This is a genomic window from Leifsonia aquatica, assembly GCF_014190775.1.
GTDB classification, from domain to species: Bacteria; Actinomycetota; Actinomycetes; order Actinomycetales; family Microbacteriaceae; genus Leifsonia; species Leifsonia aquatica.
This window is the reverse complement of sequence record NZ_JACHVP010000001.1, coordinates 1929481-1953703: the sequence shown is the minus strand read 5'-3', so window position 1 is coordinate 1953703 and position 24223 is coordinate 1929481. Positions and strand designations below refer to the sequence as shown.

Below are 24223 nucleotides of genomic sequence, written 5' to 3'. Positions count from 1 at the left end.
GGGTAGGTTTCCCTCACCCGGTCCTTGTCAACGACGATGAAGGAGACCACCCCATGTCCCACGGCTTCGCCACCATGTCCGTCGCGAGCATCCTCGCGGAGACGGCGCATCGCAGCCCCGAGAGCATCGCGCTGATCTTCAACGGCGCGGAGATCAGCTACGGCGACCTGTGGGAGCAGACGCGCCGCTACGCCGGAGCGCTGCGCGACCGGGGGATCGGGCCGGACGACCGCGTCGCCCTGATGATCCCGAACGTCCCCGACTTCCCGCGCGTCTACTACGGCGCGCTGGCCCTCGGGGCGACGGTCGTCCCGATCCACGCGCTGCTGAAGGCCGAGGAGATCGCATACGTGCTCCAGGACTCCGGCGCCGCCGTGCTGATCTGCGCGGCGCCGCTGCTCGGCGAGGGCGCGAAGGGTGCGGCGCTCGCCGGCATCCCGGTGCTGTCGGTGCTGGTGCCCGACGAGCTGGCGGAGCAGCTGCCGTTCCCCCGGCTCGAGGTGGAGGCGGCCGCGGCGGAGCCCGTGGTCACCTACGTGCCGCGCGACCCGCTGGACACGGCCACCATCCTCTACACCAGCGGCACCACGGGCAAGCCCAAGGGCGCCGAGGGCTGCCACTTCTCGCTGATCGAGCAGGTGAACGTGCTGCTCGCCGGGACGCTCGACATCGAGCCCAGCGACCGCATCCTGGGCTGCCTGCCGCTGTTCCACACCTTCGGGCAGACCTGCGTGATGAACATGGGCTTCCGCGCGGGCGCCACGGTGGTGCTCGTCCCCAAGTTCGATCCCGCCACGGCTCTGCGCCTGCTGAACGAGCACGGCTGCACGATCATGACCGGCGTCCCCACGATGTACATCGCGCTGCTGGAGGCCGCCAAGACGAACCCGGAACGCCCGCCGCTGCGCTACGGCATGAGCGGCGGAGCGGCCATCCCCGTCGCCGTGATCGAGCGGATGAAGGAGGTCTACGGGATCGACGTGCACGAGGGCTACGGCCTGACCGAGACGTCGCCTGTCGCCTCCTTCAACCACCGCGGGCGCCCGACGCGGGTCGGCACGGTCGGCACGCCGATCTGGGGCGTGGACGTCGAGATCGCGGACGCCGAGGTCGACGACCGCATCGACCTGCTGCCCCGCGGCGAGCTCGGCGAGATCGTGGTGCGCGGGCACAACCTCATGAAGGGGTACCTCAACCTCCCGCAGGCGAACGCGGAGGCGGTGGTCGACGGCTGGTTCCGCACCGGTGACCTCGGCACGAAGAGCGACGACGACTACATCACGATCGTCGACCGCAAGAAGGACATGATCGTCCGCAACGGCTACAACGTGTACCCGCGCGAGGTGGAGGAGGTGCTCTCCACCCATCCCGCCGTCGCGATGGTCGCCGTGTTCGGCGTCGCCCACGACACGCACGGGCAGGAGGTCATGGCCGCCGTCACGCTCATGCCCGGCGCCGAGGCGACGGGCGAGGACCTCGTCGCGTTCGCGCAGGAGCACGTCGCGGCGTACAAGTTCCCGCGGCGCGTGGAGATCCTGGAGGTGCTCCCGCTCGGCCCGAGCGGCAAGGTGCTCAAGCGGGAGCTGGTCGCGCGTTACGAGGCCGCCGCGACCGTGTGACGTCGGCGTCCGGTGTCAGGCCGCCGTGTCCATCGTGAGCAGGCGCACCGACGAGTGCAGGTAGAACGCCGCCAGCACCGCGTAACAGACGCACGCCACGGTGGGAATGAACGAGTTCTCCGGCCGGCTGGCCAGAGCGCCGACGCACGAGACGAAGGCGGCCGCCGCGAGCCCGCCGCCGATCCAGAAACCGGCGGCGGGCCGGGCGGTCGCGCGCCACCAGGGGCGCGGGTCCTCGCGATTCTCACCGGCGCCGCGGAAGATGCGGACGCCGATGCCGACGTAGAGCAGGTTGAGGACGGCCACGATCAGCACGTCGACGGTCGCGTCGACGAGCTGCTGGAACAGGAAGACGTTCAACGCCAGCAGGAGGCCGTAGCCCCCGATGATGTAGGCGACCTTGCCCGTTGCCGTCGTGATCCTCAACTTCACGAGGGAGAGCTTATCCGGCGGGGGTCAGTTGACCTCGTTCGGGTGCGCGCTGACGCGGCCCTCGCGCTCGAGACCGGTGATCGCGGCGACCTCGGCGTCGGTGAGTTCGAAGTCGAAGACGTCGAAGTTCTCGGCCATGCGCTCGCGGCGGTTCGACTTGGGGAACACGATGTTGCCGGTCTGCAGGTGCCAGCGGATGACGACCTGGGCCGGGGTCTTGCCGTGCGCCTCGGCGGCGCCGGCGACTTCGGGCAGCTCGAACAGCGGGTACTTGCCCTGGCCGAGCGGGCCCCACGCCTCGATCTCGATGCCGTGCTCGCGCGCGAACGCGGTGACGGCCGGCTGCTGGTGCGCCGGGTGCAGCTCGATCTGGTTCACGGCCGGCACGATGTCGGTGTTCGCGAGCAGCTTCTCCAGGTGCGGGACGAGGAAGTTCGACACGCCGATGGCCTTCGCACGGCCCGACGCGTAGATGGTCTCGAGCGACTTCCACGCCTCGACGAAGGTGTCCTTCTCGGGGGTCGGCCAGTGGATGAGGTACAGGTCCACGTAGTCGAGGCCGAGCTTCTCGAGCGACTCGTCGAACGCGGCCTGCGCGTCGGTCTGCCGGTCGTTCCAGAGCTTCGTGGTGACGAAGAGCTCGTCGCGGGCGATGCCGGAGGAGGCGAGGGCGTCGCCCACACCCTTCTCGTTGCCGTAGATCGCGGCGGTGTCGATGTGGCGGTAGCCGACCTCGAGCGCATCCGTGACGATCCGCGTCGTCTCGGCCGGGTCGACCTTGAAGACGCCGAAGCCCAGCTGCGGGATGGTGGTTCCGTTGTTGAGGGTCAGTGTCGGAGTATTTGCGTTTGCAACCATATCCACCACGCTACCAGCCGTTGCGGGCGCGGTCTGCGGTCGTAGGGTGTGGCCATGGCGAATCGGCTGCAGGACGCGATCAGTCCGTACCTCCGCGCGCACGCGGACAACCCGGTCGACTGGTGGCCGTGGGGAGCGGAGGCCTTCGCCGAGGCCCGGCGGCGCGACGTGCCCGTCATGATCTCCATCGGCTACGCGACCTGCCTCTGGTGCCACGTCATGGCGCGCGAGAGCTTCTCCGATCCCGCGCTCGCCGCCGAGCTCGACGCGCGGTTCGTGCCGATCAAGGTGGACCGGGAGGAGCATCCCGAAGTGGACGCCGCCTACCTCTCCGCCGCGAGCGCCTTCACCGACAACCTCGGCTGGCCGCTCACCGTCTTCGCCACACCCGACGGCCGGGCGTTCTTCGCCGGCACGTACTTCCCGCCGATCCCGGTCGGCGGCCGTGCGTCGTTCCGTCAGGTGCTCGACGCCGTGGCCGACGCGTGGGAGCAGCGACGGGAGCAGGTGGAGACCGACGCGGGGCGCGTCGTGGCGGCGCTCGCCGCGGCCTCCGCGTCCGCGACGGCGGTCCACGACCTCCCGGACGACCGCGAGCTCGACACGGTGGTCGACCTCCTGACGCGGGCCGAGGACGAGGAGTTCGGCGGGTTCGGCACGGCGCCGAAGTTCCCCGTCGCGCCCGTGCTCGGCTTCCTGCTGGGCCGGCCGTCGGGAGAGGAGCTGGCGCACCGGACCCTGCGGCGCATGGCGGACTCCCCGCTCCGCGACCCGGTCGACGGCGGGTTCTTCCGCTACGCGACCCGCCGCGACTGGGGCGACCCGCACTACGAGCGGATGCTCTACGACAACGCGCTGCTGCTGGACGCGTACGCGACGGCCTGGCTGCAGACGCGCGAGCCGTGGGCGGAGCAGACCGCCGACGGGATCGCGGCGTTCCTGCTCGGCGTGCTGCGCCGCCCGGGAGGCGGCTTCGCCTCGGCACAGGACTCGGAGAGCGTCATCGACGGAGCGCGGGTCGAGGGCGAGTACTACAAGCGGCCGCCCGCGGAGCGCGGGCTGCTGGAGGCGCCACCGGTCGACGCGAAGGTGCTGACCGGCTGGAACGGCCTGGCGATCGGCGCGCTGGCCCGCGCGGCCCGCATCCTGAACCGGCCCGCGTGGATCGTCGCAGCGACCACGGCAGCGACGATGCTGCTGGAGCGGCATCACCGCGCCGACGGCACCCTCCTGCGCATGTCCCTCGACGATCGGCTCTCCGACGCGGAGGCGACGCTGGAGGACTACGGCGCGCTGGCCGCGGGATTGCTGGAGCTGGTGCTCGCGTCGGGGGAGCCGACGATGGCCGTCGCCGCGCGCGATCTCGTCGACATCTGTCTGGACGCGGCGGGATCGGCGGGGTCCGCGAGCTCCGCGGGCGTGGCTTCGGCGGCGTCGGGGCCGTTCGAAGCGCCGGGAGGCGGCGACCCGGTGCTCGCCGCGACGGGGCTGTCCGTACGCGTCGATCCCTCCGAGGGCGCGTATCCCTCGGGCCTGTCGTCGATGGCGGCAGCCGCGCACACGCTCTTCCTGCTGACCGGCGAGCGGCGCTACGAGCGGGCCGCGCGCGAGGGGATGCGGCTGGTCGCCGCGCAGGCGTTGCAGAGCCCGACCGGGTTCGGCGCCTCCCTCGCCCTGATGTCGCGCCTCGACGCCGACGCGGTGCAGCTCGTGACCGTGCTGCCGGCCGAGGCCGAACCGGGCGCGCATCCCTCGGGCCCGGCGGATCCGGAGGGCTTGCTGGGTGCGGTGCGGACCCATCCCGCAGCCGTGGTCGCCGTCGTCGGGGAGGCGCAGGCCGCGGCGCTCGCGGACGAAGGGTTCGACCTGTTCGCCGGGCGGACGGCGCACGACGGGCTCCCGACCGCGTACCTCTGCCGCGACTTCGTGTGCCGGCTGCCGGTCACGCGGCCGGAGCAGTTGCGGGAGGCCGCCGGCGCGTGAGCCGGGCGGGTGCGCGCGGCGGCGCATCCCGCGCGTGGCTCACCGCGCAACTCCGGTGATTTCGCCCGATCGGCGCGAAATCGCCGGAGCGACTGCGAACCGGTCGGCGTGTCGTCGAGGATCTCCGGAGTTGGCGCCGCGTTGGCCGTCGCGCCGGTGGCGCCGGTGGCACCGGCGGCACCGGCGGCGGCCGTGTGACTCCGGCAATCTGCCACGCCGCGCCGCTCAGTTCGCCGTTCGAACGGAGAACGGCCCGGGATGCCGGGAGATCTCCGGAGTTGGCACCGCGCTGGGCGCCGCGCTGGCGGCGCCGGCCGTCAGGCGCGCTCGAGCTTGTCGAGCATGCCCCAGACGGCTTCGCTGAGCTCGGGATGCTCCAGCGCGATGCGGCGCAGCACCGAGTACTCGAAGCGAGTGAAGATCTCGCGGCCCGCGGCAGGATGGTGCGCGCGCGACTGCTGCTCGCCGAGGTCGAACGCCTCGATCGCGGTCGCCCGCAGCGAGATGACGACCTGCTCGTCGACGCTCGGGAGGTCCGGGATGAAGTGCCAGGGGTCCTCGCCCGCCCGGCAGCGGTGCTCGATGATCGCGGAGAGCTCGTCGCGCGCCTGCTGACGGAGCACTTCGATGCTCCGGGGTACGTGTTCTGTCACGGGCGACCTCCCTCCGCTGACGGTGGATCCGGCCTCGTCGCCGGAACGGTGCGTTCAGCCTAGACGGCGCGACCGACGCTCGCGAATCGGGGCGTAACGAGAGGTCTACCGGCGGGAGGGGGCCGGGCCGCTCAGTCCGTGCGCGAGAGGAGGTAGGCGTTCAGGTCGGCGGTCAGCGCGTCGTCGACGGGGTAGTCGCGGTCGTCGAGCGCGGTGATGGGCGCGGCCTGCCGCACGCTGGACACCAGCCAGAGGGCGTCGGCGTCGCGCAGCTCGTCCGCGGTGATGCGGCGGTACTCGGTCGGGTAGCCGCGCTCCTCGAAGAACGCGAACACCGCGGCCTGCGTGGTGCCGGCCAGGATGCCCTGATCGGTCTGCGGGGTGCGCACGACGCCGTCGGAAAGCAGGATCACGTTGGAGGTCGGCCCCTCCAGCGCGTAGCCGTCGGAACTGAGGAAGATGACGTCGTCGGCACCCCGGCGCGCAGCCTCCCGGCCCGCCGCCCGGTTGATCGCGTACGACAGGGTCTTCGCGCCTGCGAGCAGCCACGGGGAGGTCTCGGCGACGTCGTGCCGCCAGCCGCGGTCGAGCGAGACGACGCGGATGCCGAGGCGCTGGGCCGAGAAGTCCTCGCCCTCGTCGACGAAGATCCACCCGCTCGCGCGCCCCTCGCCTTCGACGCCGCGGGTCAGGATGAGCTTGGCGAAGAGCTCTCCGCCGTCGCCGTTGCGGGACCGGTAGTCGGCGACCCCGGCCAGCACGGCCTCCCGCCACACGGCGGCATCCGGCTCCGGGAGGTCGAGCAGCGCCGCCGAGTGGGCCAGCCGCTCCAGGTGCGGTTCGAGCGCCTGCGCGTGCCCGTCGATCACGGCGACCGTCTCGAACACGCCGTCGCCGCGCGTGATGCCGAGGTCGGTGATGCGGACCTGCGGCGCGCCGAAATCGGCGAGCACGAATCCCGGGTCGCCGACGGCGCGGGTAGCGGCCGGGTCGGAGACGGTCGGTGCGGTCACGGTCAGCAGAGTGGCGCGGGTCATGCCCCCATTGTCCACCGCTGCGCGCCGCGGAACAGTGCCGAGCTCGCGCACGTGCGGCAGCGATGCATGTGTCGAGTGCGGTGTCACGGGACGTTTGCGCCGCGTCGCCGCGCCGCAGACGTACCTGGGCGCAGCGGTCGCCACCGCGGACCCGTCAGGCGGTCAGGCGGTCTGGCGGATGCGGAAGCCGTCGTCGCCGTCGGGGGCGGTGTCGGTGACGTCGAGGCCGGCCACCTCAGATCCGGGAGGCCCCTCCCGAAGCCACGCGAGCATCCGGTCGACCGCGGCGGGCTCGCCCTCGACCTCCACCTCCACGCTTCCGTCGGCACGGTTGCGCGCCCAGCCGGTCACGCCGATGGCCTGCGCCTGCTCGCGCGCCGCCCAGCGGAAGCCGACGCCCTGCACCGTCCCGGTCACGATCGCTCTCTTGCGGATCACACGCCCATTCTGCTCCTGCTTGAATGGTCCGGTGAGCTCACCCGCCGACCGCGCCGCATCGATCGCGGCACTCCGTTCCGACCTGACCGGGGCGGGGTTCACCGTCTCCGCCCTCACCGACCTGTGGGGCGAGGAGGCCGCAGAGGCGCTGCACCGCGGCCAGCGCGTCCCGGCCGAGCGGGCACTCGGCCGCCGCGAGCCGTCCCCCCTCGGCACGCTCGCCTCCCTGTTCGTGCTCGGCCGCGCGGCGACTGTCGAGGCGGCTGAGGCCGCCCTTCCCACGCTCGGCATCGAGGGCGCGCAGGAACTCGGACTGCTGCGCCGCGACGACGCACGCGTCACCCCGGCCGTCGACCTGCGCCCCTACTCCTTCGTGGACGCCCTCGGTCCGGCCGAGTGGTGGATCGTCTCCGATCTCGGCGAGCTGGCGCTGGGCCACGCGCTTCCGGAGGACCACGTGCTCGGCGTGGGCGGCGCCTCCATGACCCTCAGCGGGCTGATGCTGCAGCGGCCCGCGCGCACGGCGCTCGATCTGGGCACGGGATGCGGCATCCAGGCCCTGCACGCCCGCCGGCACGCAGAGCGGGTCGTCGCGACCGACATCTCGCCGCGCGCCCTGGAGCTCGCCGCGCTGAACGCCGACCTCAACGGCGTCGACGGCATCGAGTTCCGGCTCGGCAGCATGTTCGAGCCGGTGGCGGGGGAGCGATTCGACCACATCGTCTCCAACCCGCCCTTCGTCATCACCCCGCGCGTCGACGGCGTGCCCGCGTACGAGTACCGCGACGGCGGGATGGTCGGCGACGCCCTCGTCGCGGCCTTCATTGCCGGCTGCGGCGAGCACCTGGAGCCCGGTGGGGTCGCGCAGCTGCTCGGCAACTGGGAGTACCACGGCTACACCGACGCGCTCGATCGCGTGCGCGGATGGGTGGACGGCTCCGCCACGCCGCTCGACGCCTGGGTGATCGAGCGCGACACCGAAGACGCCGCCGGATACGCCGAGACGTGGATCCGCGACGGCGGCACCCGGCCCGGCACGGCGGCCTTCGACCAGCTGCTGGGCGCGTGGCTGGACGACTTCGAGGAGCGCGGCGTGCGGCAGGTCGGGTTCGGCTACCTGCTGCTGCGGCGGGCGGAAGGGGTGCCGACGCTCCGGCGCTTCGAGCGCATCCACGGCTCGCTCGGCGCGAACGAGGCCGGGCTGGGCGTGGCGCTGGATGCGGCGCTGGCCGCCCACGACCTCCAAGCCGCTCTCGACGACGACGCCCTCTCGGCGCTGCGGCTCGCGGTGGCCGGAGACGTCACCGAGGAGCGGCACCTCTGGCCCGGCTCGGACGCGCCGACCGCCATCCTGCTCCGGCAGGGCGGCGGCTTCGGACGCACCGTGTCCGCCGACACCGGGCTCGCGGCCCTGACCGGCGCGAGCGACGGCGAGCTGAGCGTCGCCGCGATCGTCGGTGCGCTCGCCCAGCTGCTGGAGGTGGATGAGGCCGCTCTGCGTGACGACCTGCTTCCTGCTGTGCGCGGGATGCTGGTGGACGGCCTGCTCACCGTCCCGCCGCAGGGCTGAGGGTCAGCCCGCCGCCTTCTCCAGCAGCGCGGCGATGATCTTCTCGTCGGCGGGGGTCAGCTCGATCACGGCGAACGCGGTCGCCCACATCGTGCCGTCGTCGAGCTGTGCCGGGTCGTTGAAGCCGATCGTGGAGTATCGGGCTTTGAACTTCGTGGCGGGCTGGAAGAAGACGATGTTCTTCCCGTTCTTGGCGTAGGCGGGCATCCCGTACCAGGTCTTCGGCGCGAGCGACGGGGCATGCTCGGCGACGAGCTCGTGGAGGCGGCGGGCGATGGCCTGCTCGTCGTCCGTCATCTCGGCGATCTTCGCCTGCACCTCGGCGGCGTCGGCGGCGGCCTGCTCCTCCTTCGAGAGCTTCTTCGACGCGCGTTTGGCCTTGATCTCCTGCGCGCGCTCCTTCATGGCGGCGCGCTCCTCGGCGGTGAAGCCGTCGTCGGCGGTCGTGGCGGGGCTCATGGTGTCCTCCCGGAGTTCTGGATGCTGACGAGTCCAGCCTCCCGCATCCCGCGCCCGCGCGCTTCTCCATTCCTGCTCGACCGGCCGTCGAGCGCGTGGGCGACGGAGGAGATTCTCGCAATAGGGCCAGGAATCTCCTCCGTTCACCGCGATCGGCCAGGTCGGCACGCCGAATCTCCTCCCATACCGACGCGGTGGGCACCGGAGGAGATTCGGGGCGCGAGCTGGGCAGAACGCGGGGAAGGGAGGAGATCCGTGCCCGAACGAGCAGTGATCTCCTCCCTTGCCGAATTGATGCGAGGCGACGCGGCCCTAGCCGCCGAACGCGGCGCGGCGGAAGCCGCGCGCGCGGTGCTCGTCGGGCAGGAACGGGCCGTTGCCGAAGACCTTCTCGCGCAGCGTGCCCTCGCGGTACTCGGTCTGCATGATCCCGCGGCGCTGGAGCTCGGGCGTCACGTGGTCGACGAAGTCCTCGAACGAGCCGGGGGAGACGACGTACTGCACGTTCATCCCGTCGACGCCCGCGTCCTGCCACGCCTCGACGTGGTCCGCGATCTGCTCGGGCGTGCCGACGACGCGGAGGTTGCCGAACCAGCGGACCAGCTCGCCGATCGTGTACTGCGGGTTCGGCGACATCGCGATGAGCTTGCCGACGATGCCCTCCTGGCCCTCGGGCCGCTTCGCGATCTCGTGGATCGGCTCCTTCGGGTCGAGCTGCCCGAAGTCGTAGCCGAGGAAGACGCTCTGCTTGGCGAGGTTGGCGTCGATGCTCTGGAAGTCGGTGATCTCCTCGTGGAGGCGCTTGGCCTCCTCCTCGGTGCTGCCGACGACGAAGCCCAGGATGCCGAAGAGCTTCACGTCCTGCGCCCGCCTCCCGTGACGCACGGCGGCGGCGCGCACGTCGGCGACGACCGGGGCGGCCTCGGCCGGACTGAGGGCGTTGATGAACAGGCCCTCCGCGTTGCGCCCGGCGAAGTCGCGCCCCCGCGGCGAGACGCCCGCCTGGATCAGGAACGGCGTCCGCTGCGGCGACGGCTCGGTGAGGTGCGGGCCGACGACGTCGTAGAACGGGCCGACGTGGTTGATCTCGTGCACCTTCGCCGGGTCGGAGTACTGCTTGCGGGCGAGATCGCGCACGACGGCGTCGTCCTCCCAGCTCGCCTCCCACAGCTTGTAGACCACGTCGACGTAGTCGTCGGCGCGCGCATAGCGGTCCTCGTGCTCCGGGAGGCCGGCGAGGCCGAGGTTGCGACCGGCGCCGGGCAGGAACGTGGTGACGATGTTCCACGCGATGCGGCCGCGGGTCAGGTGGTCGAGCGTCGACATCTTGCGGGCGAACGCGTACGGCGGCTCCTGTAGGATGTTCTGCGTCAGCACGAAGCCGAGGTTCTCGGTCGCGTAGGCGAGCGCCGGGATGAGCTCGCCGGGGTCGTTGATCGGGAACTGCATGCCGCTGTAGACCGCACGCTCGCGCGAGTTCTCGAACGCCTCGTACGGCGCGAGCACGTCCGCGAAGAACAGGGTGTCGAAGCGGCCCCGCTCCAGCAGCCGGGCGATGTCGGCCCAGTAGTCGATCGAGTTGTAGTCGAGCTGCTTGCTGCCCGGCCACGCCCACATCCCCTGGTCGTGGTGCGAGACGGAGAAGATGTTGAACGCGTTGAAGATCATCCTCTGACGGTCGGCCATGGTCACGCCACCTGCTCGTACTCGGCGGGGGACTCGACGACGCCGAGCACCTCTTTGCCGATCTCGCCGGCGAGCACTTCGGTCGAGTAGGCCATGAGCTGACCGGCCTGGGCGTTGCGCAGGTGGCGTTGGATGGGCGACTGCTTGAGGTAGCCGGAGGCGCCGCCCACGCGGACGCCGAGCTGGGCAACCTCCACCGCGATCTTGTTCGCCAGGTACTTGGAGCGGGAGAGGTTCGGGAAGAACTCGGGCCGGCCCGCGTCCGCCTCGGCGAGGGTGCGCTCGTAGAACGCGTGCACCGCCTCGAGCCGCGACTGCGCGTCGGCGACCTCGTGCTGGATCCACTGCTGGTGCGACAGCGGCTTGCCCAGGATGGAGCGGTTCTTGGCGTGGTCGACCAGCGCGGCGAGCGCGGCGTCGGCGATGCCGAGCGAGATCGCGGGCAGGCCGGCGGGCACCGCAGCGAAGTCGCCGGGACCGGGTGCGCGTCCGCGGTGCTCCTCGCTCAGGAGGGTGTCGCTGAACGACAGGAGCTGGCTGCGGGTGGCGCGCAGGCCGAGGGTGTCCCAGATCGGGATGATCGAGACCGTCTCGTCGGGGATGACGGCGAAGAAGGTGGGGGCGTCGTCGACGAGCGCGTTGACGAGCAGGTAGTCGGCGATCTCGCTGCCGGAGACGAAGCGCTTGGCGCCGTCGAGCAGCCAGCCGCCCTCGGTCGGCCGGGCGGCCTGCTGCGGGTTGAGGAAGCGGTTGCCGCTGGTCGGCTCCGAGAGCGCGTTGGCGAAGCGCTTGCCGGCGAGGAACTCGTCGGCGAAGAAGGAGCCCTTCTTCTCGCGGGTCAGCTCGGCGAGCCCGACGCCGGCACCGGTGTGCATCGTCACGATCGTGGCGATCGACGGGTCGGCGGCGGCGAGCACGCGCACGACCTCGCCGAAGGCCTGGTAGCTGAGGCCCTCGCCGCCCAGGTGCTCCGGGAGGGTCGCGCGGCTGAGACCGGCCTCGTGCAGCGCGGTGAGGCTGTCGACGGCGATCTCGGCGCGCTCGTCGTGAGCGGCGGCCTCGGTCTCGAAGCCGGCCGCGAGCGCGCCGACCTTCTCGAGCAGGGCGCGCTCGGCGTCCGGGAGGTCGTGCAGGCTGGTCGGGGCGGTCATCGGGCTCCTTCGGGTTCGGGGGAGGTGGAGGGCGTGGGGGACGTGGAGGACGTGGAGGCTCGGCGCGCGACACGGCTCCGCCGCCAGACGCGCCGGGAGACGACGCAGAGCACGACGAGCGTCGCCAGGTAGGGGAGGGCCTGGAACAGCTCGACCGGCAGCCCGAGGCTCTGGGTCTGGGCGAGCAGCGCGAGCGAGTTGAAGAACGAGAACAGCAGCGCTCCCGCGATCAGGCCGAACGGGTTGCGACGGCCGATGATGACGACCGCGAGGGCGACGAAGCCCGCGCCTCCCGTCATCCCGGGCGAGAACGTCCCGATGCTGGCGAGCGGCACGGTCGCTCCGGCGAGTCCGGCGAAGCCGCCCGCGATCACGGCCGCGACGAGCCGGAAGCCGGTGGGCGAGATGCCGCGGGTCCTCGCCACCGACTCGTCGTCGCCGACCGCGCGCAGCCGCAGCCCGAACCGGGTGTGGTCGAGCACCAGCCAGGAGAGCACGACGAGCAGGAGGGAGAGGTAGAAGAACGTGCCCGCGTGGGCGAGTCCCGGGCCGATCACCGGGATGCCCTCGATGAACGGCAGGTGCAGGGGAGGCTGTGTCTCGACGGTCTGGTTGGTCGAGCCGGCCGGGTTGAGCGCCTGGAACAGGAACACGCTGAGGCCGGCGCCGAGCAGCCCGATCGCGATGCCGACGATCACGATGTCGGCCTTGGCGATCGCCGAGGCGACGCCCATCAGCAGGCCGAGGACGAGCCCGGCGAGGATGCCGGCGAGCACGCCGACCCACACGCCGCCGACGTGAGCGCCGAGCACGCCGAAGACGGCGCCGACCAGCATCATCCCCTCGATGCCGACGTTGAACCCGCCGGTGCGCTCGAGGAAGATCTCGCCGAGACCGGCGATGACGATGGGCGCGCAGAGGGCGAGCGCCCCCGAGAGCACGACGGTCCAGAATTCGACGGGGCTCACGCGGGCACCGCCTCGGTCTTCGCGGCGATGGTGTCCGCCTTCTCGATGCGGCTGAGCTGCAGGGCCGCGAGGGCGAGCGCGGCCGTCAGCAGCAGGATGCCCTGGGTGACCGTGCCGATCGCGGTCGGGGTCGTCCCCGTGGCGATCTGGACGCCCGCCGCTCCGGTGCCCAGCGCGGAATAGACGATCGCGGCCAGCGCGATCCCGAGCGGGTTGCCCCGGCCGAGCACCGCGACCGCGAGCCCGGCGAAGCCGATGCCTCCCGACACCGACGGTTCGAGGCGCTGGGTGACGCCGGCGACCTGCATCCATCCCGCCAGCCCCGCGGCGGCGCCGGAGACGAGGAGGGCGGTGAGCACCGCGGAGCGCGGCGTCAGGCCGAGCCGCGCGGCGAGCACCGGACGCGACCCGTAGACCTCGAGCACGAACGCCCGCCGCGTGCGCGACCACCACCAGGCGCCGAGCAGGATCAACGCGACGATGACGATGCCGACGTGGATGCGGCCGCTCACCGGCAGCTGCGGGAGCTGCGACGGCAGGGGCAGAGGCGGCGACTGCGGGCTGGCGTTGGTCGCGGGATCCCGCAGCACCGTGCGGAGCAGGTAGGTCAGCAGCGAGACGGCGAGGTAGTTGGCGAGCAGGGTGAAGAGGATCTCGTTGACGTTCCAGCGGATCTTGGCGACCGCGGCTGGGAGTGCCCACAGCATCCCGCCGACGACGCCCGCGACCGCGCCGAGCGGGAGGGCGACGGCCGGGCTGGCCTCCGGACCGAGCAGGAGGGCGACCACCGTCGACAGGATGGCGCCGACGATCAGCTGCCCTTCCGCACCGACGGTGACGACGCCCGCGCGCAGCGCGACCGAGACCCCGATCGCCACGAGTGCGAGCGGCGTGGCGTTCGAGAGCGTCTGGGTGAGGTTGTAGCCGTCGCCGAACGCGCCGGTGAACCAGCCGCCGAGTGCCGCGCCGAGGTCGCCGCCGGTGGCGACGACGAGCACGAAGACGACGGCGAAGCCCGCGACGACGTAGAGGGCGGCGATCAGCGGTCCGCGGCGGCGGTGCAGCCAGGTGGCGAGGGCGGTCATGCGGTGACCTCCCCGCCGAGACCGGCCATGCCGCGCCCGATGCGGGCGCTGTCGAAGTCGGCGGCGTCGAGGCTGTCCACGATGCGTCCCTTCGAGAGGATGAGGATGCGGTCCGCGAGGTCGCGGATCTCGTCGGTGTCGGCGCTGACCAGCAGCACGGCGGTGCCGGCGGCGGCGGCCGCGCGCACCTCGCCGCGGATCACCGCGCTGGCGTGCAGGTCGAGCCCCTGGGTCGGCCCGTGCAGCACGGCGACCGCGGGGGCGCCGTCGAGCTCGCGCCCGACGAGCAGCTTCTGCTGGTTGCCGCCGGAGAGCGCGCGGGCCGGGAGGTCGGGGTTGCGCGGGCGCACGTCGTGGCGTTCGAGGAGGGCCGTGGTGAAGGCGCGCACCGCCCGGGTGTCGATGCGTCCGTGGCGCAGGAACCGGCCGCCCAGCCCGAGCGTGCGCAGCACGGCGGAGCGGGTGAGCGGGGCGTCGGGCAGCAGAGCGTCGATGCGCACTTCGGGCACGTAGGCGAGTCCCGCCTGGGCGGCGCGATCCGGTCGGCCCGTGACCGCGGTTCCGTCGACGGCGACCGTGCCCGAACGGAGGGGGAGGATGCCTGCGGCGGCCTCCGCGAGCGCGGTCTGGCCGTTGCCGGCGACGCCCAGCACGCCGACGACCTCGCCGCCGCGCACGCTCAGGCTGACGCCGTCGATGCCGGTGCCGGTGGTCCCGGTCGTCGCCTCGTGCAATTCGAGGCGCGCCTCCCCGGCGATCGTGTGCTCGCGCCGCGGCACCGGAGGCACGCTGCCGACCATCGCCCGCACGAGGTCCTCGTCGGTGACGTCGGCGACGGGGGAGGAGAGGGTCACGTGCCCGTGCGAGAGCACGGTGACCGTGTCGGCGACGAGACGCACCTCGTCGAGCCGGTGGGTGATGAGGAGCACGGCGTAGCCGGCCGCCGCGAGCGAGCGCACGCGATCGAACAGGGCGGCCGTCTCGAACGGTCCGAGCGCCGACGTGGGCTCGTCGAGCAGCAGGATGCGCGCGCCCTGGGCGAGCGCGATCGCCAGCTCGCCCAGCTGGCGCTGCGCGAGGCCCAGCTCCCGCACCCGCACGTCGGGCTCGACGGCGAGACCGGCCGAGCCGGCGGCCTCGCGCAGCAGCCGGGCGGCGCGGCGACGGCGGGCGAGGCGTTCGGGCTGCCCGAGCACGAGGTTCTCGGCGAGGGTGAGCTCGGGGATGAGGCTGAGCTGCTGCGGCACCAGTCCGATCCCGTGTCGGATCGCCGAGGCGCGGCCCGAGAAGACCGCGGCCTCCCCGTCGACCGTCACGGTTCCGGCGGTCGGCTGCTCCAGCCCGGCGAGGATCTTGAGTGCGGTGGACTTGCCCGCGCCGTTCTCTCCGACCAGGGCGTGGATGCTGCCCGGCTGCACAGCCAGGTCGACGGCGTGCAGCACCTGGGCGCCTCCGTACGACTTGGAGGCGCCCAGGAGGGCGAGGGATGCGGTCATCGCTGTCTGCGGTCCGGGGTGCGGTCGGTCCTAGCCGATGGCCGGGATGGTGACCTCGCCGCTCGCGAGCTTCTTGGCGAGCTCGTCGACCTGCGCGCTGATGTCCTTCGGCAGGTCCGGTGCGGCGTCGACGGCGTTGATGTCGGCGAAGATCAGGCCCTTGTTGGCGATGGTGGAGGTGTAGGAGTGCGTGCCGAAGTCGCCCTTCTTCAGGTGGCCGACGACCTCTTCGAGGGTGGGAGTGAAGTCGAGCTTCACCAGGCCGACGTTGACGGCCTTCGCATCGGACGAGGAGGTGCTGGACGCGCCGAGGGTCGCGATGCCGCCCGCCTTGGCGGCGGAGAGGACGCCCGAGGTGTAGCCCTCGGCGCCGGTGACGATCAGCTTCGCGCCGGCCGCGATCTGGGCCTTGGCGGCCTGGTTCGCCAGGGTCGGGTCCTCCCAGCTGCCGGTGAAGATCGGCTCGAGCTCGGTGGCCGTGGGGTTCGCCGCCTTCAGGCCGACGGTGAGGGCCTTGTACGAGGTCTCGTTGAACGGCGCGAGCTGGCCGTCCACGACGCCGATCGGGGAGAGCCCGGTCTTGCCGGCGACCCAGCCGGTCAGGTAGCCCTGCTGGTCGCTCGCGTACGTCCAGGTCTCGACGTTGGCGGTGGCCTTGTCCAGGATGTCGGCGGAGCCGGTGGCGACGAAGTGCGCCTTGGGCAGCTCCTTCGCGACGGTGAACACCGAGTTGCTGAAGTCGAGGCCCCAGCCGATGATCAGGTCGTAGCCCTGCGACGCGTACTGGCGGAAGGCCGCCTCGGCGTCGGACGAGCTGGTGACGGACTCGCGGATCTGGGCGGTGATCTCGCCCTTCTTCTCGAGGGCGTGCGCGGCGTCGGCCGCGTACTGGTTGAATCCGCCGTCGTTGGCGAGACCGCCGAGCACGACGGCGACCTTCGGCTTGTCCGCGGCGGCGGAGGTGGAGCCGGCGGTGGCGCCGGACGAGCAGGCGGCGAGCACGGCCACGACGGGCACGGCGAGCAGCGGGGCGAGCAGGGAGCGCAGCTTCATGGGGGTTCGGGGCCTTTCGGGGGATCGCGAAATCGCGAGGTCGCGGGACGGGTGCGGTGCAACTTGTCGACAAGTGTGCACGGGAGGCCATCCCGACCGCGATGCCGGCCGTAACGAAACGCCACAGAGCCCGGATCAGGGCGTCAGATCGCGTCCCACGGCGGCCGCACGGAGCGCACGAACGAGTAGCGCACGACTTCCGGCAGGTGGTGCTCGAAGGCGTAGAACAGGCGCCGGCCGCTCACCGAGACGCCGATGAGCTCGAAGGTGAGCACGGGCGTCCCCTCGGGCCGGCCGAGCAGGTCGGCGTCCGCTCCCGTGAGCGCGGCGGCGCCCGGTGTCGCGACCTCCCAGACCAGCGACTCGCCCCAGGCCTGGCCGACCGCGGTGAACACCGACGCGTCCAGCTCGCGCGGGGAGTCGTCCGGCAGCAGCAGGTACCCGGAGGCGAGCATGGCCGGTTCGCCGTCGGCACGCCACCGCTTCACGCTGCGGAGCGCGGGATGCCCGGCCTCCACGTCGAGGAGGGCGGCGACGTGCGCCGGCAGGGGCACGACCCCGGACTCCAGGATCTCGACGCCCGCCTGGTAGCCCATCCGCGAGAGCAGCACGGTGTGCTCGAACTGGTCCTCCAGCCGCACGCTCATCCGCAGCCCGACGTGGTCGACGGTGGTCGCTGCGCCCTGGCGGCGGCGAAGGATGCCCTGGCGCTCGAGCTCGGCGAGGGCGTTGCGCAGCTGCTGGCGCGTGCAGCCGAGTCGGGCGGTGAGCTCCAGCTCGCCGGGCAGCGCGGCGTTCGCGGCCGCGGCCTCCCGCACCTCGCGGAGCAGCTCGTTGTGCAGCCGCCTGTCGTCCGTCACAGTCACCGAACTTAGTGGGCGGCGAGGGTGGCGGCCAGCTCCGCCGTCAGGCGGCGTTTCGTGTCGTCATCGGCGAAAGAGGCGGCGATCGACGCCGCCGCGAACCCGGCCAGGTCGTCGTGCCCGAGGGCGAACGCCTCCGCGCACACGGCCCAGTCGGCCTCGAGCGTGGTGCCGAGCGGAGCGGGGTCGTCGGTGTTGATCGTCACGTTCACGCCGGCGTCGCGCAGCGCGAGGAGGGGGTGCTGCGCCCAGTCGTCGTAGAGACCGAGCACGATGTTCGAGCGCGGGCACACGCCGACCGGGATCTGCTCGTCGGCCAGACGCCGCACGAGCGCCCGGTCCTCGACGGAGCGGATGCCATGGTCGATGCGCTCGGCGTGCAGGAGGTCGAGGGCGTCGCGGACGCCCTCGGGCCCGCTGGACTCGCCCGCGTGCACGGTGCGATGGAGGCCGGCGTCGCGGGCGATCGCGAACGCCTCGGCGAAGCGCGCGCTGACACGGCCCGCGGCCCGCTCGTCGCCGTCGATCGAGAGCGCGACCACGTGGCGCGGCCGTGCGGCGGCGAGCCAGTCGGCGGCCTCCCGCGCCTCCGTCGCGCTCTGCTGGCGCAGCAGCGAATAACAGAGCCGGACCGGAGCGAGGCCGTCCTGCTCCGCCTCGTCGAGACCGGCGGCGAGCGCGTCGAACAGCTTGGGCACGCGGCCCTCCCAGGCGCTCCAGTGCGTCGGGTTGATGATCGCGTCGGTGTAGCGGATCCCCGACGCCGTCTGGCGTGCGGCGAACGTGTAGGCGTGGCGTGCCGCCTGCTCCGGCGTGCGGATGAGCCCGCACTCCCAGTCGAGGAAGCGGAGGAAGGCGCCGAGGTCGCCCGCGCCGTCGGAGTCGTGGTGGGTGGTGACGTCGAAGAGCGTCGCCGCCGGTCCGGGGAGCGGCTCTCCCGCCTGCTTGGCGAGGTCGAGCAGGTCGACCAGCGTGAAGTTGCCCTCCAGGTGCACGTGCACCTCCGCCTTCGGCAGGGCGCGGATCCACGACTCGTCGATGCGGGCGCGGCGCCCGGTCTCGGGCAGGTCCGTCGAGGATGGGTCTGTCTGGGGCAGGACGGTGGTCATCAGGCGCCATCCTTTCGCGGTGACAGGCCAGCCGACTCTAATCGGCGCCCCCGCTTGTTGACAAGTCGTGCGTCACGCTGTTGCGCGGCCCGACAGTCGCGAACGGAGGAGATTCGGGACGCGAGTCGCGGAGAAAGCGGGGAAGGGAGGAGATCCGGCCCGAACGAGCCGTGATCTCCTCCCTTGGCGCGCTCCTCGCGCCTACCGACCGCCCTCGCGCTTGCGGTGCCGCTGCGCCACGGCCTGCTCGCCGTACGGGTACACCTCCGCACGGGGAGTGCTCGCGTCGTCGAGGGTGCGGCGCAGGTCGTCGGGGAGGACCACATTCGCGGCGCCGAGGTTGTCGTCCAGCTGCTCGATCGTGCGCGCACCGAGGATGACCGACGTCACGGCGGGCCGGTCCGCCAGCCAGCGGAGCGCCACCTGCGACGGGCTCGCGCCGACCTCGGAGGCGACGTTCGCGACCGCGTCGACCACCTCCCACGTGCGCGGGTCGGCGTTGCGGGCCTCCCACGCCTCCATGCCGCGCGTCGGGTTCTCGCCCAGGCGGGTGGAGCCGGTGGGGGACTCGTCGCGGCGGTACTTGCCGCTCAGCCAGCCGCCGGCCAGCGGGGACCACGGCAGCAGCCCCATCCCGGCGTCGAGCGCGGCCGGCACGATCTCGTGCTCGATGCCGCGGACGAGGAGGTTGTACTGGGGCTGGAGGGTGACCGGGGGAGACCAGCCGTGCTCGGCCGCGAGCCGCACGGCCTTGGTGAGCTGCCAGCCGAGGTAGTTCGAGAAGCCGTAGTACGAGATCTTCCCCGCCGAGACGGCGTCGTCGAGGAAGCGCAGCGTCTCCTCCAGCGGTGTCAGGGCGTCCCAGGCGTGCAGCTGGTAGAGGTCGACGTGGTCGACGCCGAGCCGGCGCAGCGAGTCGTCGAGAGCGCGCCGAAGGTGCGTGCGGGAGAGACCGAGGTCGTTCGGCCCCGCCCCCATCGGGAAGCGGCCCTTGGTCGCGAGCACGATGCCGTCGCGGCGGCCGTGGTTGCGCGCCAGCCACCGCCCGATGATCGACTCCGAGACGCCCGCGCTGTACACGTCGGCCGTGTCCACGAAGTTGCCGCCGGCGTCGAGATAGCGCTCCAGGATGGCGTGGGAGGACTGCTCGTCCGCCTCCGCCCCGAACGTCATCGTGCCGAGCGCCAGCTCCGACACCATCGTCCCGCTGTTTCCGAGATTGCGAAGTTCCATACCCGCGAAGCTAGCCCTGCGCGGCGCGCTCGCCTACCGTTCGGAGGGATGAAGCTGCTGATGATCTCCGACACCCACGTCCCGAAGCGCGCACGGACGCTGCCCGAACAGGTGCTGGCCGCGGTCGACGCCGCCGATGTCGTCATCCACGCGGGCGACTGGGTGGATGCGGCCACGCTCGACGTGCTCGAGGAGCGGTCGCGCCGCCTCGTCGGCGTGTGGGGCAACAACGACGGCCCGGAGCTGCGCGGGCGCCTGCCGGAGGTGGCGCGGGTCGGGCTGGGCGGCCTCCGGTTCGCGGTCGTGCACGAGACGGGTCCGGCTGCCGGGCGCGAGACGCGCGCCGATGGCGACTACCCGGATGCGGATGTGCTGGTGTTCGGCCACTCCCACATTCCGTGGGACACGGTGTCGCCCGCGGGCCTGCGCCTCCTGAACCCGGGGTCGCCGACGGATCGCCGCCGTCAGCCCGAGTGCACGTACCTCACCGCGAGCGTGGCCGATGGCGCCCTCTCGGACGTGCGGCTCGTCCCGGTGCGTCGATAAGCGGGGGTCAGACCGGCTTCGGCACGACCGTGAGCACCCGCTCGATGTACTCGAAGAACGAGACCATGAAGCCGCGCAGGAACGCTTCGGTGCCCTCGTTCGTGACCGTGCCGTCCTCCTCGATCAGGCCCGGCTTCAGCTGGAGGTAGGCCTCCGGCGCGTTCATCTGCGGCGCCTGCAGGAAGCTGAGCACGCTGCGCAGCTGCTGCTGGGCGACCGCGGTCCCGATCGCGCCGGTCGATGCCCCGATGACGGCGGACGCCTTGCGGGCGATGACGTTCTCGCCGTGCGGGCGGCTCGCCCAGTCGATCGCGTTCTTCAGGGCGCCCGGGATGGAGCGGTTGTACTCCGGCGTGACGAAGAGCAGGGCGTCCTGTGCGGCGATCGTCGCCTTGAACTCCAGCGCGGAGGCGGGGAAGTCGCCGTCGAGGTCGCGGTTGTAGAGCGGGAGGCCGCCGATCTCGATCTCGGTGAACTCCAGCTCGGCGGGCGCGAGGCGGATGAGCGCGCGGGCGAGGTGCCGGTTGATCGACTTCGTGGAGAGGCTGCCGACGAAGTAGCCGACCCGGTACGGCGGTTGCAGGACGTTGATGGTTGCCATGCCGCCAGAGTGCACCCGGTCGCGGCGGAGCGGAAGACCGGAATAGGGCATCTGCCCGATGTTCGGCCGCTGCCTTAGCGAGCAGTCTGAGGTGGTCGGATCGACGAGAGGGATGGACGGATGCAACTGCTCGAAGAGTATGTGAACGCACGGGTCAACGCCGCGGAGGACGCCCGCCGGCAGGCGGAGCGGGAGATGCTGCGGCAGGTGCGCGAACGCGGGATCGTGGTGCGGTGGCGCGAGGCGCTGCAAGCGCGCCGGATCGTGCGCACGTCGCGGCGCGCGGGTCGCGTCGAGGAGACGCGGCGCCCGGTCGGAGTGGCTGGCGTGGCGGGCGCGCAGGCGACCACCGAGGCGGACGAGCGCGACCTGGCCGGCACCCCTCGGTGAGCGTTCTTCCGCCGAGCCCAGAGGGGTCGCAGGACCACTCACCGATGTCGGTGGCGCGTGCCAGCATGGAGGCATGCGATCACCGGCGTCGAGCCCCACGATGATCGGGCGGGAGTCCGATCTGACGGCGCTGCACGACGAGTTGGAGGCCGTGTCGGCCGGTGGCACCCGCGCGGTCGTGATCGGCGGCGAGGCGGGCATCGGCAAGACGCGGCTGATCTCCGAGTTCCTCGAGCAGGCGGAGCCGTCGGCGACCGTGCTGCTCGGCCGGTGCGTCGACCTCGGCAGCGACGGCGCGCCCTTCGGACCCTTCGCGGCGGCGCTCCGCCGCCTCATCGAACTGGTCGGCCTGGATGCCGTGCTCGCGGCCGCCGGACCGGGAGCCGGCGGCCTCTCCGCGCTGCTGCCGGAGCTGGCCGACCACACGTCGGTCCCCGCCCGGACCGGGGCGGAACGGCTCTACGAGCTGGTGACCGTGCTCTTCGAGAACCTGTCGGCCGAGCGCCCGATCGTGCTGGCCATCGACGACATCCACTGGGCCGACACCTCCACCCTGGAGCTGCTGCGCTTCGTCGTGCGCATGAGCGAGCGCGGTCGCGTGCTCGTCCTGCTCGGCTACCGCAGCGACGAGGTCACCCGCGGGCATCCGCTCCGCGCCTACCTGGCCGAGCTGGAGCGCACCCGCCGGGTCACCCGCTGGGAGCTGGGCCGACTCACCCGCGCCCAGGTCGCCGCCCAGCTGGAGCTGCTCCTCGGCTGCGTGCCCGACACCGCGACGGTCGACCAGGTCAACCGCTTCAGTGAGGGGGTGCCGTTCTTCGTCGAGGAGCTCGCCGGCATCGACGGACTCGCCACGGGCGACGACCTCCCCGAGACGCTGCGCGAGCTCCTGCTCGCACGCTACGAGCGGCTCACCGAACCGGCGCAGCGCCTGCTGCGCATCGTGTCCGCCGGCGGCGTGTGCGTCGAGCACGACCTGCTCACCGCCGTCTTCGACGGCACGCCCGAGCAGCTCGACGCCGCGGCCCGCGAGGCGATCGTCGCCAACGTCCTGGTCGCCGACACGACCGAGTACGTCTTCCGCAACGCCCTGGTGCGGGAGGCCGTGCACGCCGACCTCCTGCCGGGGGAGCGCACCCGCTTCCACACGCGGTACGCGGAAGCGCTGGAGGCCGGGCCGCAGCGCTCCGCCATCCAGCTCTCCACCCACTGGATGGCCGCGCACGATCTGCGCCGCGCCTTCACCTCGTCCGTCGAGGCGATGGACGAGGCGCGCCTCTCGTACGCCTACGCGACGGTCGCCGCGATGGGCGATCGCGCGCTCGAGCTGTGGGAGCGGGTCCCCGACGCCGAGGCGCTCGGCGGCCTGAGCCGGGTCGACCTCCAGGCGCGGACGGCCTCGGCGCTCCGCAACGCCGGAGACAGCGAGCGCGCCCTCGCGATGGTCTCCGTCGCCCTCGAGGACGCATCCGGCCTCGCGCCCACCCGGCACGCGCGGTTGCTGCGCGACAAGGCGCAGTACCTCACGAACCTCAACCGCCCCGGCAGCATCGAGCTCCTGCGGCAGGCTCTCGAACTCGTCCCGGCCGGGTCCGTCGGCCCGGGCGACGCTCTCCGCCCGCAACTGCTCGCCGAGCTGGCGGCACGGCTGATGCTCGCCGCGCGGTTCGACGAGGCGATCGACACCACCACCGAGGCCGTCGAGGAGCTCGGCGACGCCCCGGACCCCCGGCTCTCCATCGCCCACAACATCCGCGGCTGCGCGCTCATCGCCACCGGAGAGATCGAGCGCGGCTTGGCAGAGCTCGAGCGTGCGCGCGTCGTCGCCGGCGGGGACATCGCCGCGCTGCTCCGGCACGCGGTCAACGCCTCCGACGCCCTCAACGGGCTGGGCCGCTACGCCGACGCCGTGCGGATCGCCGAGGCCGGCGCCGCCCGAGCGCGCGAACGCGGGGTGGAACGCACCTCCGGCGTCATCCTCTCGTCCAACACGATCGAGCCCCTCCTCGCGCTGGGCGAGCTCGCGCGGGCGGAGGCGCTGCTCGACCCGGCGCTCGCGCTCGACCCGCCGCCCAGCTTCCGCGCGCACCTACAGCACCTGAAGCTCTGGGTGACCCTGTGGCGCGGCGACGTCGAGGGAGCGGACGCGCTGCTCCGCCGCTGGCGGACGGGTCTGCGGCTCCAGGGCGACCTCGAAGCCCAGTCGTTCCTGGGCGTGGCGCGCATCGAGGCGGAGATCGCACTCGCGCGCGGCGACGCCGGGCACGCGTGGAGCGAGGCGCGCGTCGTCCTCGACGAGGGCCACCGCTCCATCCCGGCGAAGGACCTCCCCGTGATCGCCGCCGCGGCCCGCGCACTGGCAGACCGGGCGCTGGCCGATCCGGAGAAGGAGCGCGCCGAGGTCCTGGCCGCGGCGGCCGAAGTGGAGGCGGCGCTCGCCCGTCACGCCGCGTGGCCCACCGCACCGGTGTGGGGTGCGATGACGACCGCCGAGATCGCGACCGCTCGTGCGGCCGTGGCCGTGGACGGTCGGGATGCCGCGTTCACCGCGGCGGTCGACGCCTGGCGTCAGGCCATCGAGGCGACGTCGTCCGCACTCGCGCCCGCGCAGCTGGGCCCATACGCGCTCGCCCGAGCAGCCCGCGTGGCGATCGCCGCGGGCGACCGACCGGCGGCCGACCGGCTGGCGGTGCAGGCCGGCGCCGCCGCCGACGCGCTCGGCTACGGCCTGATCTCCGTGGCCGCCGCGGCTCTCACCTCGCCGAGGGGCGTGCGCGCGCCGGCCGGTGTCTCCGGTCCGGGAGCGCCCCTGACGGAGCGGGAGGAGCAGGTGCTCGCCCTGATCGAGCAGGGGCTCAGCAACAAGCAGATCGGCGAACGGCTCTTCATCAGCGCGAAGACCGCGAGCGTCCACGTGTCCAGCATCCTGCGCAAAGTCGGGGCGTCCTCCCGCACCGAGGCGGTCTACCGCGCCGGGCAGGGCGTGCGATAAG

Annotated in this window: 22 protein-coding genes; 6 read left to right on the top strand and 16 right to left on the bottom strand. The window is 72.5% G+C overall.

Going from position 1 to position 24223, the window contains the following annotated elements:
• The first annotated feature begins 53 nt into the window (after positions 1–53).
• Complete coding sequence (locus FHX33_RS09360; protein ID WP_021765489.1) at positions 54–1619, top strand: long-chain-fatty-acid--CoA ligase; 1566 nt, start codon at positions 54–56, stop codon at positions 1617–1619.
• Positions 1620–1634: 15 nt separating this feature from the next.
• Here FHX33_RS09360 and FHX33_RS09355 read toward each other — a convergent pair whose 3' ends face one another.
• Together FHX33_RS09355 and FHX33_RS09350 are read right to left on the bottom strand one after the other, a co-directional pair.
• Positions 1635–2051 carry a hypothetical protein gene (locus tag FHX33_RS09355; RefSeq protein WP_021765490.1) on the bottom strand — a complete coding sequence of 139 codons (417 nt, stop codon included), beginning with the start codon at positions 2049–2051 and terminating at the stop codon, positions 1635–1637.
• 24 nt (positions 2052–2075) lie between these two features.
• Positions 2076–2909 (bottom strand): aldo/keto reductase, encoded by an 834-nt coding sequence (locus FHX33_RS09350; RefSeq protein WP_021765491.1) that lies wholly within the window; start codon positions 2907–2909, stop codon positions 2076–2078.
• A gap of 54 nt (positions 2910–2963) precedes the next feature.
• Here FHX33_RS09350 and FHX33_RS09345 point away from each other — a divergent pair, with 54 nt between their 5' ends.
• Entirely contained in the window at positions 2964–4892 is a 1929-nt protein-coding gene (locus FHX33_RS09345; RefSeq protein ID WP_183428378.1) for a thioredoxin domain-containing protein, read from the top strand.
• Positions 4893–5209: 317 nt separating this feature from the next.
• On the opposite strand, the gene FHX33_RS09340 is transcribed toward FHX33_RS09345, so the two are convergent.
• From FHX33_RS09340 to FHX33_RS09330, 3 genes are all read right to left on the bottom strand, one after another.
• Complete coding sequence (locus FHX33_RS09340; protein WP_039923102.1) at positions 5210–5545, bottom strand: hypothetical protein; 336 nt, start codon at positions 5543–5545, stop codon at positions 5210–5212.
• Between the two features lie 131 nt (positions 5546–5676).
• Entirely contained in the window at positions 5677–6582 is a 906-nt protein-coding gene (locus FHX33_RS09335; RefSeq protein WP_021764174.1) for an aminodeoxychorismate lyase, read from the bottom strand.
• 162 nt (positions 6583–6744) lie between these two features.
• Positions 6745–7020, bottom strand: a complete 276-nt coding sequence (locus FHX33_RS09330; RefSeq protein ID WP_021764173.1) for an acylphosphatase — start codon at positions 7018–7020, stop codon at positions 6745–6747.
• 31 nt (positions 7021–7051) lie between these two features.
• Between FHX33_RS09330 and FHX33_RS09325 the strand changes: the two genes are divergently transcribed.
• Positions 7052–8590, top strand: a complete 1539-nt coding sequence (locus tag FHX33_RS09325) for a DUF7059 domain-containing protein (protein ID WP_338092012.1) — start codon at positions 7052–7054, stop codon at positions 8588–8590.
• 3 nt (positions 8591–8593) lie between these two features.
• Here the strand turns inward: FHX33_RS09325 and FHX33_RS09320 are convergent, their stop codons facing one another.
• The 10 genes from FHX33_RS09320 to FHX33_RS09275 all read right to left on the bottom strand — a co-directional run bounded on the left by FHX33_RS09320 (position 8594) and on the right by FHX33_RS09275 (position 19693).
• Entirely contained in the window at positions 8594–9049 is a 456-nt protein-coding gene (locus tag FHX33_RS09320) for an iron chaperone (RefSeq protein ID WP_021756061.1), read from the bottom strand.
• Between the two features lie 312 nt (positions 9050–9361).
• On the bottom strand, positions 9362–10735 hold the full coding sequence (locus tag FHX33_RS09315) for an LLM class flavin-dependent oxidoreductase (protein WP_039920794.1): 1374 nt from the start codon (positions 10733–10735) through the stop codon (positions 9362–9364).
• Between the two features lie 2 nt (positions 10736–10737).
• Positions 10738–11886, bottom strand: a complete 1149-nt coding sequence (locus FHX33_RS09310; RefSeq protein ID WP_021756065.1) for an acyl-CoA dehydrogenase family protein — start codon at positions 11884–11886, stop codon at positions 10738–10740.
• Positions 11883–12854, bottom strand: a complete 972-nt coding sequence (locus FHX33_RS09305) for an ABC transporter permease (protein WP_021756067.1) — start codon at positions 12852–12854, stop codon at positions 11883–11885. Before FHX33_RS09305 ends, FHX33_RS09310 begins: the two co-directional genes overlap by 4 nt.
• The gene (locus FHX33_RS09300) at positions 12851–13939 is read right to left on the bottom strand and encodes an ABC transporter permease (RefSeq protein WP_021756069.1); all 1089 of its coding nucleotides are present in this window, start codon (positions 13937–13939) and stop codon (positions 12851–12853) included. Before FHX33_RS09300 ends, FHX33_RS09305 begins: the two co-directional genes overlap by 4 nt.
• On the bottom strand, positions 13936–15435 hold the full coding sequence (locus FHX33_RS09295; protein ID WP_183428376.1) for an ATP-binding cassette domain-containing protein: 1500 nt from the start codon (positions 15433–15435) through the stop codon (positions 13936–13938). The genes FHX33_RS09300 and FHX33_RS09295 overlap by 4 nt, the downstream gene beginning before the upstream one ends.
• A gap of 30 nt (positions 15436–15465) precedes the next feature.
• Positions 15466–16488, bottom strand: a complete 1023-nt coding sequence (locus tag FHX33_RS09290; protein ID WP_021764886.1) for a BMP family ABC transporter substrate-binding protein — start codon at positions 16486–16488, stop codon at positions 15466–15468.
• A 143-nt stretch (positions 16489–16631) separates the two neighbouring features.
• On the bottom strand, positions 16632–17348 hold the full coding sequence (locus FHX33_RS09285) for a UTRA domain-containing protein (RefSeq protein WP_183428375.1): 717 nt from the start codon (positions 17346–17348) through the stop codon (positions 16632–16634).
• A gap of 11 nt (positions 17349–17359) precedes the next feature.
• Positions 17360–18460, bottom strand: coding sequence for an adenosine deaminase (gene add, locus FHX33_RS09280; protein ID WP_183428374.1), 1101 nt, complete (start codon positions 18458–18460; stop codon positions 17360–17362).
• A gap of 201 nt (positions 18461–18661) precedes the next feature.
• Positions 18662–19693 (bottom strand): aldo/keto reductase, encoded by a 1032-nt coding sequence (locus FHX33_RS09275; protein WP_039923515.1) that lies wholly within the window; start codon positions 19691–19693, stop codon positions 18662–18664.
• Positions 19694–19741: 48 nt separating this feature from the next.
• On the opposite strand from FHX33_RS09275, the gene FHX33_RS09270 reads away from it, so the two are divergent.
• Complete coding sequence (locus FHX33_RS09270; protein ID WP_021764706.1) at positions 19742–20239, top strand: metallophosphoesterase family protein; 498 nt, start codon at positions 19742–19744, stop codon at positions 20237–20239.
• A 7-nt stretch (positions 20240–20246) separates the two neighbouring features.
• Here FHX33_RS09270 and FHX33_RS09265 read toward each other — a convergent pair whose 3' ends face one another.
• Positions 20247–20840, bottom strand: coding sequence for an NADPH-dependent FMN reductase (locus FHX33_RS09265; RefSeq protein ID WP_021764705.1), 594 nt, complete (start codon positions 20838–20840; stop codon positions 20247–20249).
• 120 nt (positions 20841–20960) lie between these two features.
• Between FHX33_RS09265 and FHX33_RS09260 the strand changes: the two genes are divergently transcribed.
• Both FHX33_RS09260 and FHX33_RS09255 read left to right on the top strand, forming a co-directional pair.
• Positions 20961–21230, top strand: a complete 270-nt coding sequence (locus FHX33_RS09260; protein WP_183428373.1) for a hypothetical protein — start codon at positions 20961–20963, stop codon at positions 21228–21230.
• A gap of 73 nt (positions 21231–21303) precedes the next feature.
• Positions 21304–24222, top strand: coding sequence for a helix-turn-helix transcriptional regulator (locus FHX33_RS09255; protein WP_183428372.1), 2919 nt, complete (start codon positions 21304–21306; stop codon positions 24220–24222).
• Position 24223: the final 1 nt, after the last annotated feature.

What these genes read in the sequence shown, in the direction of transcription:
- FHX33_RS09295 (WP_183428376.1), bottom strand. Translation starts at nt 15,435, where the DNA reads ATGACCGCATCCCTCGCCCTCCTGGGCGCCTCCAAGTCGTACGGAGGC.
- FHX33_RS09335 (WP_021764174.1), bottom strand. Translation starts at nt 6,582, where the DNA reads ATGACCCGCGCCACTCTGCTGACCGTGACCGCACCGACCGTCTCCGAC.
- add (WP_183428374.1), bottom strand. Translation starts at nt 18,460, where the DNA reads ATGACCACCGTCCTGCCCCAGACAGACCCATCCTCGACGGACCTGCCC.
- FHX33_RS09265 (WP_021764705.1), bottom strand. Translation starts at nt 20,840, where the DNA reads ATGGCAACCATCAACGTCCTGCAACCGCCGTACCGGGTCGGCTACTTC.
- FHX33_RS09260 (WP_183428373.1), top strand. Translation starts at nt 20,961, where the DNA reads ATGCAACTGCTCGAAGAGTATGTGAACGCACGGGTCAACGCCGCGGAG.
- FHX33_RS09310 (WP_021756065.1), bottom strand. Translation starts at nt 11,886, where the DNA reads ATGACCGCCCCGACCAGCCTGCACGACCTCCCGGACGCCGAGCGCGCC.
- FHX33_RS09290 (WP_021764886.1), bottom strand. Translation starts at nt 16,488, where the DNA reads ATGAAGCTGCGCTCCCTGCTCGCCCCGCTGCTCGCCGTGCCCGTCGTG.
- FHX33_RS09315 (WP_039920794.1), bottom strand. Translation starts at nt 10,735, where the DNA reads ATGGCCGACCGTCAGAGGATGATCTTCAACGCGTTCAACATCTTCTCC.
- FHX33_RS09275 (WP_039923515.1), bottom strand. Translation starts at nt 19,693, where the DNA reads ATGGAACTTCGCAATCTCGGAAACAGCGGGACGATGGTGTCGGAGCTG.
- FHX33_RS09345 (WP_183428378.1), top strand. Translation starts at nt 2,964, where the DNA reads ATGGCGAATCGGCTGCAGGACGCGATCAGTCCGTACCTCCGCGCGCAC.
- FHX33_RS09255 (WP_183428372.1), top strand. Translation starts at nt 21,304, where the DNA reads ATGCGATCACCGGCGTCGAGCCCCACGATGATCGGGCGGGAGTCCGAT.
- FHX33_RS09350 (WP_021765491.1), bottom strand. Translation starts at nt 2,909, where the DNA reads ATGGTTGCAAACGCAAATACTCCGACACTGACCCTCAACAACGGAACC.
- FHX33_RS09300 (WP_021756069.1), bottom strand. Translation starts at nt 13,939, where the DNA reads ATGACCGCCCTCGCCACCTGGCTGCACCGCCGCCGCGGACCGCTGATC.
- FHX33_RS09320 (WP_021756061.1), bottom strand. Translation starts at nt 9,049, where the DNA reads ATGAGCCCCGCCACGACCGCCGACGACGGCTTCACCGCCGAGGAGCGC.
- FHX33_RS09270 (WP_021764706.1), top strand. Translation starts at nt 19,742, where the DNA reads ATGAAGCTGCTGATGATCTCCGACACCCACGTCCCGAAGCGCGCACGG.
- FHX33_RS09360 (WP_021765489.1), top strand. Translation starts at nt 54, where the DNA reads ATGTCCCACGGCTTCGCCACCATGTCCGTCGCGAGCATCCTCGCGGAG.